This window comes from Roseicella sp. DB1501 (genome assembly GCF_013112485.1).
Taxonomy (GTDB): Bacteria; Pseudomonadota; Alphaproteobacteria; order Acetobacterales; family Acetobacteraceae; genus Paracraurococcus.
In genome coordinates this window covers 141,386-153,809 of sequence record NZ_JABFHG010000001.1, presented here as the reverse complement: position 1 = coordinate 153,809, position 12,424 = coordinate 141,386, and the positions used below count along the sequence as shown (strand labels likewise).

11 protein-coding genes are annotated in these 12,424 nt (G+C 72.4%); 4 read left to right on the top strand and 7 right to left on the bottom strand.

What is annotated here, in order from left to right; genetic code table 11:
- Window positions 1-61: 61 nt before the first annotated feature.
- The 5 genes from HJG45_RS00740 to HJG45_RS00720 are packed head-to-tail and all read right to left on the bottom strand — an operon-like array spanning window position 62 to window position 4,698.
- On the bottom strand, window positions 62-1,816 hold the full coding sequence (locus HJG45_RS00740) for a polysaccharide biosynthesis/export family protein (RefSeq protein ID WP_254452209.1): 1,755 nt from the start codon (window positions 1,814-1,816) through the stop codon (window positions 62-64).
- Complete coding sequence (locus tag HJG45_RS00735) at window positions 1,806-3,008, bottom strand: capsule biosynthesis protein (protein ID WP_171610170.1); 1,203 nt, start codon at window positions 3,006-3,008, stop codon at window positions 1,806-1,808. The genes HJG45_RS00740 and HJG45_RS00735 overlap by 11 nt, the downstream gene beginning before the upstream one ends.
- Window positions 2,965-3,612, bottom strand: a complete 648-nt coding sequence (locus HJG45_RS00730; RefSeq protein WP_171610169.1) for an ABC transporter ATP-binding protein — start codon at window positions 3,610-3,612, stop codon at window positions 2,965-2,967. The genes HJG45_RS00735 and HJG45_RS00730 overlap by 44 nt, the downstream gene beginning before the upstream one ends.
- Before the next feature lie 4 nt (window positions 3,613-3,616).
- Entirely contained in the window at window positions 3,617-4,414 is a 798-nt protein-coding gene (locus HJG45_RS00725; protein ID WP_171610168.1) for an ABC transporter permease, read from the bottom strand.
- Window positions 4,411-4,698 carry a DVU3141 family protein gene (locus HJG45_RS00720; RefSeq protein ID WP_254452208.1) on the bottom strand — a complete coding sequence of 96 codons (288 nt, stop codon included), beginning with the start codon at window positions 4,696-4,698 and terminating at the stop codon, window positions 4,411-4,413. Before HJG45_RS00720 ends, HJG45_RS00725 begins: the two co-directional genes overlap by 4 nt.
- Before the next feature lie 255 nt (window positions 4,699-4,953).
- On the opposite strand from HJG45_RS00720, the gene HJG45_RS00715 reads away from it, so the two are divergent.
- Window positions 4,954-6,735, top strand: coding sequence for a beta-3-deoxy-D-manno-oct-2-ulosonic acid transferase (locus tag HJG45_RS00715; protein ID WP_171610166.1), 1,782 nt, complete (start codon window positions 4,954-4,956; stop codon window positions 6,733-6,735).
- An 87-nt stretch (window positions 6,736-6,822) separates the two neighbouring features.
- Here HJG45_RS00715 and HJG45_RS00710 read toward each other — a convergent pair whose 3' ends face one another.
- Together HJG45_RS00710 and HJG45_RS00705 are read right to left on the bottom strand one after the other, a co-directional pair.
- Window positions 6,823-7,059 carry a hypothetical protein gene (locus HJG45_RS00710; RefSeq protein WP_171610165.1) on the bottom strand — a complete coding sequence of 79 codons (237 nt, stop codon included), beginning with the start codon at window positions 7,057-7,059 and terminating at the stop codon, window positions 6,823-6,825.
- Between the two features lie 74 nt (window positions 7,060-7,133).
- Window positions 7,134-8,102: an AEC family transporter gene (locus HJG45_RS00705; protein WP_171610164.1), complete on the bottom strand. Its 969-nt coding sequence runs from the start codon at window positions 8,100-8,102 to the stop codon at window positions 7,134-7,136.
- Between the two features lie 89 nt (window positions 8,103-8,191).
- On the opposite strand from HJG45_RS00705, the gene HJG45_RS00700 reads away from it, so the two are divergent.
- From HJG45_RS00700 to HJG45_RS00690, 3 genes are all read left to right on the top strand, one after another.
- Window positions 8,192-9,259, top strand: coding sequence for an LLM class flavin-dependent oxidoreductase (locus HJG45_RS00700; protein ID WP_171610163.1), 1,068 nt, complete (start codon window positions 8,192-8,194; stop codon window positions 9,257-9,259).
- A gap of 87 nt (window positions 9,260-9,346) precedes the next feature.
- A complete protein-coding gene (locus HJG45_RS00695; RefSeq protein WP_171610162.1) occupies window positions 9,347-10,333 on the top strand; it encodes a TAXI family TRAP transporter solute-binding subunit in 987 nt (328 codons plus the stop codon).
- Between the two features lie 182 nt (window positions 10,334-10,515).
- Window positions 10,516-12,414, top strand: a complete 1,899-nt coding sequence (locus HJG45_RS00690; protein ID WP_171610161.1) for a TRAP transporter fused permease subunit — start codon at window positions 10,516-10,518, stop codon at window positions 12,412-12,414.
- Window positions 12,415-12,424: the final 10 nt, after the last annotated feature.

The window sequence follows — 12,424 nt, the reverse complement described above, 5'->3', positions numbered from 1 at the left end:
AGCAGCAAGAAGGGCCGGGACCTGCCGGTCCCGGCCCTTCCGATCAGGCGCGCCGGCCGCGTCAGAGGAAGACGCGCGTCGCCACCGCGATCTGGTAGATCAGGCCGAGCAGGTCGCTGCCGATCTGGAAGATCTTGGGATCGAGGCGGGGCAGGACGATGAGCTCGTCGCCCGGCCGCGGCACCTCCTGCGGGTCGAGCAGCAGCTCGCCGCTCGCCCGGCGGATCATCAGCGAGCTGTCGCTGCCGCGCGGCGTGTAGCCGCCGGCCGATTTCACGTAATCCGCCAGCCGCAGCTCCGGCCGCCAGACCACCGCCCGCGGCGCCGTGACCTCGCCGGCGACGAGCACCGTCTGCGACCGCTCGGGGATGACGATGACGTCGCCATCCTCCAGCCGCACCGGCGCGCACTGGCCTTGGGTGTCCATCACCACCAGCCGCCCCTCCGGCTGGGTGCGGCGGGCGCGCTGGATGTAGGAGGAGACGAGGTTCGCCTCGCTCGCCCGGATGGCGGCGACGCCGGTGGTCGGCGAGACCGCCATGAAGAGCTGCCGCTCCAGCCGGTCCAGCGCCTCGTCGATGGCGCGGCGCTGCTGCATCGCCACCGAGGGCCGCAGCAGGAAGACCGAGCGGGTATCCGCCAGCACCGGGTCGACGGCGATGTAGTCGAGCATCTGGCAGAGCTGCGCGTCGCGGTCGGCGACCAGCACCGAGGGGCCGATGCGGCTGCCCTCCACCGTGACGCGCACGGTGCGGGCCGGGCTGTCGGTGATGAAGCTCACCGTGTCCTGGTCCTGCAGCACGAGGCCGGGCACCTCGGCCAGCGTGACGTAGCGCGAGAAGGGCTGGCCGTTGCGCGTGCCCTTCACCACCGCATTGGTGGCGGAGGGGAGGGGACGGGCATATTCGATCAGCTCGCGTCCGGTCATGGCGCGGGCCGGCACCTCGAAGAGGTAGTTGTTGCGCACGGCGCCGTCGGCGCCGACCACGGCGCGCTGCCGGGCGACCACCAGCGTGTCGCCCTCCTGCAGCCGCAGCGGCGGCAGGCGGCCGTCGAGCAGGAAGCGGTAGAGGTCGATATTGGCGATGGCCCGGCCGCCGCGCTGCACCGCGATCTCGCGGTAGGAGCCGCGCCCGGCATCGACGCCGCCGGCCCGCACCAGGAAGTCCACCACGCTGTCGGCGGCCGAGCCGGCGAAGCGGCCGGGGGTGCGCACGAAGCCGGTGACGAAGACGCCGATCCGCTGCGTCGAGAGCAGCGTGGCATAGGCCTGCACCTGGTTGGTGTAGACCTTCTGCACCTCGGAGCGCACCGCCGCCTGCAGGTCGCCGGCGCGGATGCCGGCGACGCGGATCGGGCCGATATTGGGGAGGAAGAGCATGCCGGAGGGATCGACCTGGTCGACCACCTCCGCCTCCACCGCGCCCCAGACCCGGACCGAGACGCGGTCGCCGGGCACCAGCACGTAGTTCGGGTTGGGGGCGTCGCTGACCGCCGTCGCCTCCCGCGTGAAGAGCGAGGCGCCGAAGACGGCGGTGGCGCCGGAGGCGCGGTTGTCGTCGCCGAGCGGGCCGCTGACGATCGGCCCGCCCTCGGACTGGGTCGCGGTGCCGGCGCGGTTCACCACCACGCCGCCGCTGCCGCCGACCAGGGTCTGCGCCGATTGCACGTCCGGCGCGGCCGAGGGCGGCGAGGCGAGCCGCGAGGCGGTGCCGAGCGACTGCATCTGCTGCACGTACTGCATCGGCGTCTGGGCCGATGCCGGGACGGCGGCGATCAGCCCGGCGAGCGCTGCAATTCCGAGGTTAGGACGCATGTTCCCGCATTCCTGCAATGAGCAGCCAGGCCAGCCCGTAGAGGACCGACAGGCAGATGAAAATGTAGAGGGTGGTCAGGGTCGCCTTGGGATAGCGCGCGTATTCCGCCAGGTTCGGCTCGACGACGCGCAGCAGGAAGATCTGCTGGCGCTGCGCATCGGCGCGGGCGCGCTCGAGCGAGGCATTGGCCGAGGCGAGCTGACTGAGGGCGAGCTCGCGCTCCACGCTCAGCCGCTCGAACTCGCCAACCTGCTGCGACACGCCCTCGCTGGTGCTGCCGAGCCGGTGCCGCTCCTCGACCACCTGGCCGGTCAGCGCCGCGACCTTGTTGCGGAGCGGCAGCAGGGAGGGGCTGTCGGGGCGGGAGAAGCGCTGCGCCTCCGCCAGATCGGCGCGGGCCTGGGCCAGCGCCCCTTCCAGCTTGCCGATATTCTCGAGGGTGAGGCCGGCCGAGCGGGTCGGGTCGACCGACCGCTCGCGCTCGCGGAACCGGCCGACCTCGAGCTGGATGGTCTTCAGCCGGGTCTCGGCGCGGGCGACGTCGTCGCGTGCGACGCGCAGCCCGTCCTCCTGCATGCGCAGGTTCAGCCGGTTGACCAGCTCCTCGGACAGCCCCAGCAGGTTCTGCGCGATCAGGCGCGAATCCTCGGAGCGGAAGCTGCGGACCCGCAGCGTCGTGATGCCGCTCGTCGTGTCGTATTCGGCGCTCGCCATGCGCTTGAAGTAGTCGAGCAGCCGCTCGGCGGTCGGGTCCGACCACCACAGCCGGGCCAGCGCGTCGGCCTCCGGGCGGCGGAAGATCTCAATCACCGGCACGCGCTGGCGCAGCGCCGCGACGGCGTCGTGCGATTCCAGGTAGTCGCGCACGCCCATGGCGTCCTCGGAGGCCGGCTTGAAGCCGGAGCCCTGCGCCATCTCGGCCAGCGCCCCGGCCCCGCCGCCGCCGCCGCTGGATCGGCCGCGGACGAGGAAGCGGGCCTCGGTCTCGAATTGCGGGGCCGCGATGCCGAAGAGGTAGATCGCGGCCAGCAGGGTCGGCAGCAGCACCATCAGCTTGAAGGCGTTGCGGCGCGCGAAGCGCCGGGCGCGCACCAGCAGGCCCGGCATCGGCACCGGACCGGACCAGCCGGCCGGATCGATGGCGGCCTCAGGCAGCCTGGTAGGCTGCGATCGCTTGGTCCAGATCGTCATAACGAATCAACCTGCCATCCTGGAGGATTGCTGCGGTCTTGCAGAAGGCGCGCACGGTCTCGGCCTGATGCGAGACGAGCAGCAGGGAGGCGCGCGCATTGAGGTCGGCCAGTGCCGCGCGCGCCCGCTCCGCGAAGCGGCTGTCGCCGACCGCGATCGCCTCGTCGACGAGGTAGCAGTCGAACTGCACGGCCAGGGACAGCGAGAAGCCGAGGCGCACGATCATGCCGGAGGAGTAGGTCCGGACCGGCATGCGGAAGTAGTGCCCGAGATCGGCGAAATTCTCGACGAACTCCACCGTCTCCCGGATCGGCTTGTCGTAGATCCGGGCGAGGAAGCGGGCATTGTCGGCGCCTGAGATGCTGTAATGCATGGCGCCCGCGAAGCCGAGCGGCCAGGAGACGCTCATCCGGCGCTCGATCCAGCCGCTGTTCGGATGCTCGACGCCGGCGATCAGGCGCAGCAGCGTCGACTTGCCGGCGCCGTTGCGGCCGAGGATGCCGACCTTCTCGCCCGGCTCGAAGGTGATGTCGACGCCGCGCAGCACCTCCTTGGCGCCGAAATGCGTCGGGTAGCTCTTGTGGACGTCGTGCAGGCGGATCATGGCGTCAGACGATCAGGTGCCGCCGCGCCTTCCGCAGCGCCGCCATGCCGAGCATGTTGAGCGCCGCGACCCAGCCGGTCACGTAGGGGATGTCGAAGCTGGTCGGCACGAGGGTGCCGTAGAGCCCGTTCCGCACCAGCTCGAAGCAGTGGACGGTCGGGATCGTCAGCACCGCCTTCTGCATCTCGGTCGGCAGCCAGAACACCATGAAGAAGGCGCCGGTGAAGCTGATCGAGAGATAGGTGGCGAGATGGGTGATGCGGTCGAACAGCTCGGTGTAGACGCTGCCGGCCGCGATCAGCAGCGCGATGCCGTGCGACAGGCCGAGCATTAGCGCCATGCCGAGCACCATCTTGCCGGGCTCCGCCGGCCAGATGTTGGCGGTCGCGCCGAAGAGGAGGATGTAGCCGGCGAGCGCGGTTCCCACCGCGGCGCCCTCGAGCAGGTGCCGCGACAGCATGATGTCGAACACCGTGATCCGGCGATGGTAGAGCAGCGACTGGTTGCCGACGATGCCGGCGGGCGCGCGGTTCACGATGCCGCGGAACAGGTAGTAGGGGATGTAGCCGATCACCCAGAAGGTGAAGGGCTCCAGCCCGCCCGGTAGCGAGTGGCCGGTCACGTGGTGGATGGCGCCGATCGCGCCGCCGAGCATCATCGGCTCGAGGAACAGCCAGACATAGCCGAGATTGTCGCGGCCGAAGCGCGTGCCCATCTCGCGCAGCATCAGCGCCCCGATCACCCGCGTCTGGATCCGGAAGCAGGACCACAGGCTCGCCTGCGGCCCGATCGCCTCGCTCACGGCCGCGCCGCGCCGCTTCCCAGCAGCAGCGGACGCGTCGTCGTCCAGCCCTGCTCGGATCGGCAGTAGAGGCTCGACCGGCCGGCGCCGACCAGTACCTCGCGGCATTCGCGGCCGCTCGCCGCGGCGTAGCTGCGCACGACCTGCATCTGCGCCATGCCGCCATCGGCGAGCACGACCCGGCCACTCTGGCCCTGGGCGGCGCCGCCGAGGAACTGGCCGAGGCCATCCCGCGGGGCCGCCGCCACCGGCGGGAGAGGCGCGGCGGCCGGCGTCTCCCGCATCCCGCCGCAGCCGGCGAGGAGGAGTAGCCCACCGAACGCGGCAGCGACCGGCCGGACCGTGAAGGCCCGGCATCCGGACATGCCCGAGACCAGATTCATATGTTCGCAGCCTCCGCGGCTTCCTCTACCAACACTTGAATGAGGAGCAACCAAATTCCTGGGAACGTTTTGCACCCTCTGGAGCGCTGCGCCCCGAAGCAGATGAACCGGACCTGTCCGATGGATGGGACTCGGCCTTCGGCACGCCCCGTGACCATGCCGTTGCATGCTGTCCAGACTGTTGATGCGCGCCGACCGGACGGGTCGACGGAGGGGCCGTTCCGCGCGCCGCGCTTCGGCCGCGCCTTCGCGCCGGTGGCGCAGGTCGACGGCTCGACCGCCGCGGTCATCGCCCGGGGATTGGCGGCCGCCCTGGCCGATCTGGCGGCGCGGGACGCGGCGCGCGAGGTGATGCGGCAGCTGCGGGCGGCGCGGGTCGGCGGCGCGCCCGGCCTGCCGGATCCCGGCCCCGCCGGGCTCGGCCTGCTGCGGGACCCTGCGGCGTTGGTGCTCGACCCGGGCGACCCGGCGCGCCGGCCGGCGGCCCTGGCCATGCTGCGGACGGCAGAGGCGTCGGGCCAGGAGGTGCTGCTGGCCCTCGACCCGGATGCGCCGCCGGGCGCCGCGCCGGTCCTGGCCGGCAAGGGCCGGCGCTGCCTGCCCGGCCGTCTGGCCCCCTGGACCTTGCTCGACCTCGCCGCGGCGCTGCACACGCTTTCGCCGGAGATGGCGCTGCTCGCCGGCGCGGCGGGGCTGGCGGTGCGGCTCGACGGCGCCATCCCCTGGGGCGGGGCGCCGCCCGAGGCGGCCTTCGCCGCGCTGCTCGCCGCCACGCGCTGGACCGACCCTTTCCGCGACCGGCCCTGGACCGCCGGGGAGGGCATCGCTCAGCTCGCCGCCTGGCGGGAGGCGGAGGCGGCGAACCGCCGCATCGTCGCCTGCACCGGAATCGAGTGGTTTAAGCACCGGGCGATGCTGCAGGCGCTCGCCGGCCAGTCCGGGCCGCCCCGCATCGTCATGCGCGGCAGCACCGCGATCCGGCTGGCGCGCGCGGCGGGCGGCGATGCCGCGGTCTGGGCGTCGGTGATGCCGGAGACCCTGCCCGCCCGCGCCGCCGCGGCGGGGGTGGGGCTGGTGCGGATCGAGGACGGCTTCATCCGCTCGGCTGGCCTCGGCGTGCACCGGGCGCGCGCCGGCTCGCTGGTGCTGGACGGGTTCGGCATCCATTACGATGCCGCCTCGGAGAGCGCGCTGGAACGGTTGCTGGCCGGCACCGAGTTCAGCCCGGCGCTGCTGGAGCGCGCGGCCGGGCTGCGCGCCATGCTGCTGCGCTCGGGGGTGACCAAGTACAACCTCGCCGGCGAGGCGCGGCTGCCCGCCCTGCCGGCCGGCCGGCGCGTGATCCTGGTGCCCGGCCAGGTGGAGGACGATGCCGCCATCCGCCTCGGCGGCGGCCGGCTGCGGAGCAACCTCGCCCTGCTGCGCGCGGTGCGCGAGGCGAATCCGGATGCCGTGATCCTCTTCAAGCCGCATCCGGATGTCGAGGCGGGGATGCGCCGCGGCCGGGTGCCGCGGCGGGAGCTGGCGCGCTTCGCCGATCATGTGCTGCGCGAGGTGCCGATCGGCCCGCTCTACGGCGTGGCGCAGGAACTGCACTGCCTCTCCAGCCTGGCCGGCTTCGAGGCGCTGCTGCGCGGCCTGCGCGTCACCACCTGGGGCCGGCCCTTCTATGCCGGCTGGGGGCTGACCGAGGATCGCGACCCGCCGCCGCGGCGCGGCCGCGCCCTCACCCTCGACATGCTGGTCGCCGGGGCGCTGATCCTGCACCTGCGCTGCATCGATCCGGTGACCGGCCTGCCCTGTCCGCCGGAGGTGCTGGTCGAGCGGCTGGCGGAGCGGCGGGGCCCGGCGGCGCCGGCGCCGCGGATGCCGGCGGCGCTGCGGGCCTTCACCGCCCGCTGCTCGCGCGCCCTGGCGGCGTGGTGGGCGGCCCGGTGACGCCTTCTGCCAGCGGACCGGTCACGCCGTAGGCCCAGGCGAACCGGAGGTTCGCGCCTGGCGTCTGCGGGCAGAAATAGATCCCGATCAGCCGAGATGGTCGTGGAAGCTGTCGTCCGGGACGCGATAGCGCTCGGGATTGACCGGCGGGTCGGACAGCCAGGCCGGACGGGTCGAGGCGGGCTCGCGCAGCCGCGGCGGGCCGACGCCGAAGGCCGGGAGGGTATCCCCGGCGCTGGCAGCCGTGGGGGCGACCTGGCTGCAGGCGCCGAGGACGGGAAGCAGGGCCACCAGGGCCGCCAGGATCGCGCTTCGGCGTGTCATGTCCTCTCCGCCTACCGAGCCTGCCGCCTGCCGCGCAAGTGACGGTGCAGCGACCTCCCTCCCGGACGAGCCCGTTACGGCCCTGGCCCCGCCGGGGTGAGCAGCCAGGCCGTGGCCGGGAAGGCCAGTGCGGCGATGACTGTCGAGAGCAGCACGACCGCCGAGACCGCCTCGGCGCCTGTATGGAAGCGCTGGGCCAGGACGAAGGCATTGGTCGCGGTCGGCATCGCCGCGAGCAACACCCCGGCCTGGACCCAGAAGGCCTCGAGCCCGAGCACCGGCCCGAGCAGCAGCCAGACCAGCAATGGATACGCAAGAAGCTTGCCAATGGTTGCCGCCCCCGCGACGGCCGCCAACCGCCATTCGAGGCCGAGGCGGCCCAGCACCCCGCCCAGGGCGAAGAGCGCCGTCGGGCCGGCGCTGGCGCCGAGGAAGGCGAGGAAGCGCTCGGCCGGGTCGGGCAGGGGCAGGCGAAGCGCGCCGAGGATCGCACCGCCGCCGATCGCCAGCAGCACCGGGTTGAGCAGCAGGGAGCGCAGCACGCGGGTCATCACCCCCCGCTCGCCGATAGGCGCCATCAGCACGCTGCCGAGGGCGATGACGATCGCGACTTCCGACATGATCGCCATGGCGACCGGGCCGGCCGCGCGCTCGCCGATCAGCGGCAGCAGCAGGGGCGGACCGAGATAGCCGACATTGCCCATGGCGGCGGCGGCGGCGATGGCGGCCGCCTGGCCGCGGCGCCGCCCGGCGAAGCCCATGGCACCGAGCATGACGGCCGAGAAGACGATCAGGCAGGCGCCGAGATAGCCGCCGAAGAAGCGGATGTCGAAGCTCTCAGCGAGGGGCTGCGCCGCCATCAGCCGCAGCAGCATGGCCGGCAGGGCGAAGCTGAAGGCGAAATTGCCGACCGCATCGGCCACCGCCGGCGTGATGGCGCCGCGACGCAGGGCCACCCAGCCCAGGCCGACCACGGCGAAGATCGGCAGGCAGAGCGAGAGGAAGCCGAGCACGGCGGCAGCATAGCCCGGACCGGTCCCCATGCCAGCGGCCCATGCCGGAGGGCCTTGCCAGCTTGCCGCGGCGAGCCGGGCGCGCTTTGCTGGCCGGGAAGGTCCAGGGAGGGACGACCATGGAATTCGGGATCGCCATGCCGACCGATGCCGAGAGCTGGCGGCTGGCGGAACGCGCCGAGGCGCTCGGCTTCCGCTCGGCCTGGTTCTACGACACGCAGATGCTGAGCGCGGACTGCTTCGTCGCCATGGGCGCCGCGGCGATGAAGACCAGCCGCATCCGCCTCGGCACCGGGGTGCTGATCCCCTCGAACCGCATCGCCGCCGTCACCGCCAATGCCTTCGCCTCGCTGAACAAGCTGGCGCCGGGGCGGGTCGATATGGGGCTCGGCACCGGTTTCACGGGGCGGCGGGCGATGGGGCTCGGCGCCATGAAGCTGAAGGAGTTCGAGGAGTACATCCGCGTCATGCTGGCACTGATCGCCGGCGAGACGGTGGAGACCGAGATCGAGGGGCAGCGGCGGAAGATCCGGCTGCTGAACCCCGATCTCGGCTTGATCGACACGCGGACGCCGATGCGCCTGCACCTCGCCGCCGCCGGGCCGCGGGCGCGGGCGCTCACCGCGCGGCTCGGGGCGGGCTGGATCAACTTCTTCTCCGACGTGCCGGCGGCGGTCGCGATGCTCGGCGAGATGCGCGGGGCCTGGCAGGCGGCCGGCCAATCGGCGGCGCTCGAGGCCACGGCCTTCGTGCTCGGCTGCGTGCTGGAGGAGGGCGAGCCCTATGACAGCCCGCGCGCCATCGCCCAGGCCGGGCCGCGCGCGGCGGTGATGCTGCACCGGGCGGCGGACGAGGCGCTGACCGGCCTGCACAACATCTCGCCGGTGCCGGAGAGCTGCCGCGCCGCGGTGGAGGGCTATGTCGCGCTCGCCCGCGGCTTCGAGCCGAAGGATGCGCCCTGGCTCGAGAATCACCGCGGCCATCTGATGTTCGTCAAGGCGGAGGAGCGGCCCTTCGTCACCGCCGACCTGATCCGGGTGAGCAGCTTCACCGCGACCGAGGCGGAGCTGAAGCGTCGGGTCGGCGACCTGCGCGATGCCGGCTACACCGAGTTCACCGTGCAGATCGTCCCCGGGCAGGAGCAGGCCATCGAGGATTGGGGCCGGATCATGCGCGCCTTCCGCTGAGGCGCCGTTCCGCCCGCACCGCGCCGGTTGCCGGCCGGGGGCGGGCGCCGCATCATTCCTCCCCGATACACTGGGAGACCCTGGCCAATGAGCCATCTCTGGACGCGCCGCGTCCTCGCCGGCGGCCTGCTGGCCGCCCCCTTCCTCCGCCCCGCGCGGGCGCAGCAGAGCCTGGAATGGGTCGCCGGCTCGCTCGGCGGCGGCTGGTACACCATGGCCGCCGGCCTCTCGGCGCTGGTGAAGGACGAGAACCCGGACATCCAGATCCGCGTCGTCCCCGGTGGCGGCCTGGCCAATGCGACGCGGGTGAATCGCGGCCAGTCGCCCATGGGCTGGGGCATCGACGCCTTCGCCGCCGCGGCGCGCCAGGGCGAGGAGCCCTATTCCGAGAAGCACCTGGCGCTGCGCTGCCTCGGCAGCGGCTATTCGCCGACCGAGCACAATTTCCTGCGCCGCGCCGATGGCGGGCCGGCCGACATGAAGGCGATCCTGACCCAGAAGGGGCTGAAGCTCGCCTGCCCGCAGCGTTCCTCGACCGATGAGATGACGCTGCGCCGCATCCTGAAATTCTACGGCACCAGCCCGGAGAAGATCCGCGCCGAGGGCGGCACCTATCTGAACGGCAGCTATTCCGATATCGGCGGCGCCTTCACCGATGGGCAGGTGGACTATCTCTACGTGGCGCTGGCCCGCCCGGCCTCGCTGCTGACCGAGATCGCCCAGGGGCGGCGCACCGGCAGGCTGGTCGAGTTCCCGGCCGATCTCCGCAAGCACCTGATCGACCAATATGCCTATGCCGAGGGGGTCATCCCGGCCGGCACCTATCCGGGGCTGCAGACCGGCGAGATCAACGTCACCACCATGGACAGCGTCATCATGGTGCACGAAAGCTTCGCCGAGGAGGCCGCCTACAGGATCACGCGCACCCTGATCCGCAACAAGGGGCCGCGCCTGACGGCGATCCATTCCAGCATGGGCGCGTGGAACCCGGCGACCTCCTGGAAGTACCAGGGCCTGCCGCTGCATCCCGGCGCGGCGCGGGCCTTCCGCGAAGGCGCCGGGATGCCGGCCTGATCCGGGCCGAGCCGGCGGCTCGGCCCAGGGGGCGAAGCCAGGGAAGCCTAGCCAGGAAGGCCAAGCCAGGGAAGCCAAGCCAAGGGCGGGGCCCGGAGACCTGACCGGCGCCCGCCCCGACCGCTGCCGCGCGCGGCGCAAGAAGACCACGCGGCCCCGCGACTCACTCACCAGGAATTCCGATGCGCGACCTGGCCGTGCCCCTCAAACTCGCCGTCACGCTCTGGCTCGCGGCCGCGGCGGCGATCCATCTCTATTTCGGCGGCTTCGGCTTCCCCGAGCCGATCACGACGCGCGGCTTCCACCTGCTGGTCTTCGTGCCGCCGCTCTTCCTGCTCTATCCCGCCCGCAAGGCCTCGCCGCAGGGCCGGCCGAGCCTCCCCGACTGGCTCTGGGCCGCCGCCGCCGCGGCGCCGCATGCCTGGGTGATGGCGCATTGGGCCGAGGTCTCCGACCGCATGGAGTATGTCGACCCCTTCACGCCGACCATGGCGGTGCTGGCGGTGCTCGCCATCGTCACCTTGCTGGAGGCGACGCGCCGCGCGGTCGAGGTCGGCCTCGCCTGGATGGTCATCATCAGCCTCGCCTACATGCAATGGGGCCACTGGCTGCCGGGCGTGCTGAACACCCGGCCCTTCAGCCCGAGCGAGATCCTGGAAGCCTCCTGGCTGGTGCCGACGGCGGGCGGCATCTACGGGCCGCTGACCGGCATCGTCGCCACCACCATCGCGGTCTTCATCATCTTCGGCGCCTTCATGCAGGGCAGCGGCACGGGTCGGCTGTTCAGCAACCTCGGCGCCGCCGCCGCCGGGCGCTTCACCGGCGGGCCGGCCAAGGTGGCGGTCATCACCTCCGGCCTGTTCGGGACGATGAGCGGCAGCAGCGTCTCGAACGTCATCACCACTGGCGCCATGACCATCCCGCTGATGATCCGCATCGGCTACCGCCCGACCATCGCTGGCGGGATCGAGAGCGCGGCCTCGGTCGGCGGCGCGCTGATGCCGCCGGTGATGGGCGCGGCGGCCTTCGTCATGGCCGAGATCACCGGCATCGCCTATGGCAGCATCGTCGTGGCGGCGGCGATCGGCGCCATCCTCTACTACTTCGCCATCCTGGTCGCGGTGCATGTCGAGGCGAAGCGGGCCGGCATGGCGCCGATGCCGGCGGCCGACATCCCCTCCTGGCGGGAGGTGGCGCAGGATGCGCATCTCGTCCTCCCTGTCGCCCTGCTGGTCTGGCTGATGATGGACCGCTGGAGCGGCAATTTCGCCGCCTTCTGGGCGACCATCGCCATGATCGCGGTCGCCGCGCTGCGCCGGCGCAGCCGCATGGGCTGGCGCGCCATCCTGCAGAGCCTCGCCAATGCCGGGCTGACCATGGCGCCGCTCGCCGTCTCCATCGCCGGCGCCGGCATCGTGGTCTCGGCCCTGACCGCGACGGGGATGGTCGTCGCCCTCGGCGGCATCATCAAGGATCTCGCGGCCGGCAGCTTCCCGCTGCTGCTGGTGCTGCTGGCGGTGACGGTGCTGGTGCTCGGCATGGGGCTGCCGACCACGCCCTCCTACATCATCGCCGCGGCGATCGGCGTGCCGCAGATCCTCGAGCTCGGCTCGGCCGCGCTCGGCGTGCCGCAGGCCGATCTCCTCCTGCCGGCGCATCTCTTCATCTTCTACTTCGCGGTGCTGGCCGATGCCTCGCCGCCGGTGGCGGCGGCGGCCTTCGCCGCGGCGGCGATCGCCCGCGCCAGCCCGCTCGTCACCAGCATGGAGGCGACGCGCTTCGGCATCGCCGGCTTCACCGTCGGATTCGCCTTCCTCTACGATCCCGGGATCATGCTGCATGGCGGCCTCGGCGGCATCCTGCTGGCGACGGCGATCCAGGTGGTGGCGCTGACCGCGCTCTGCGCCGCCTATGCCGGCTTCCTGCTGCGGCCGATGGGGGCGGTGGCACGGCTGTTGCTGGCGGCCGGCGGGGCCTTCGCCGCCTTCTACCACGGCGTGCCGGACCTGCTTCGCCTCGGTATCGGGGCCGGGGCATTGCTGCTGCTCGGCGCAGGACCGCTGCTGCTGGCGCGACGATGAGGAGGATCGG

What these genes read in the sequence shown, in the direction of transcription:
- HJG45_RS00740 (WP_254452209.1), bottom strand. Translation starts at nt 1,816, where the DNA reads ATGCGTCCTAACCTCGGAATTGCAGCGCTCGCCGGGCTGATCGCCGCC.
- HJG45_RS00735 (WP_171610170.1), bottom strand. Translation starts at nt 3,008, where the DNA reads ATGACGATCTGGACCAAGCGATCGCAGCCTACCAGGCTGCCTGAGGCC.
- HJG45_RS00730 (WP_171610169.1), bottom strand. Translation starts at nt 3,612, where the DNA reads ATGATCCGCCTGCACGACGTCCACAAGAGCTACCCGACGCATTTCGGC.
- HJG45_RS00720 (WP_254452208.1), bottom strand. Translation starts at nt 4,698, where the DNA reads ATGCGGGAGACGCCGGCCGCCGCGCCTCTCCCGCCGGTGGCGGCGGCC.
- HJG45_RS00715 (WP_171610166.1), top strand. Translation starts at nt 4,954, where the DNA reads ATGCCGTTGCATGCTGTCCAGACTGTTGATGCGCGCCGACCGGACGGG.
- HJG45_RS00710 (WP_171610165.1), bottom strand. Translation starts at nt 7,059, where the DNA reads ATGACACGCCGAAGCGCGATCCTGGCGGCCCTGGTGGCCCTGCTTCCC.
- HJG45_RS00705 (WP_171610164.1), bottom strand. Translation starts at nt 8,102, where the DNA reads ATGGGGACCGGTCCGGGCTATGCTGCCGCCGTGCTCGGCTTCCTCTCG.
- HJG45_RS00700 (WP_171610163.1), top strand. Translation starts at nt 8,192, where the DNA reads ATGGAATTCGGGATCGCCATGCCGACCGATGCCGAGAGCTGGCGGCTG.
- HJG45_RS00695 (WP_171610162.1), top strand. Translation starts at nt 9,347, where the DNA reads ATGAGCCATCTCTGGACGCGCCGCGTCCTCGCCGGCGGCCTGCTGGCC.
- HJG45_RS00690 (WP_171610161.1), top strand. Translation starts at nt 10,516, where the DNA reads ATGCGCGACCTGGCCGTGCCCCTCAAACTCGCCGTCACGCTCTGGCTC.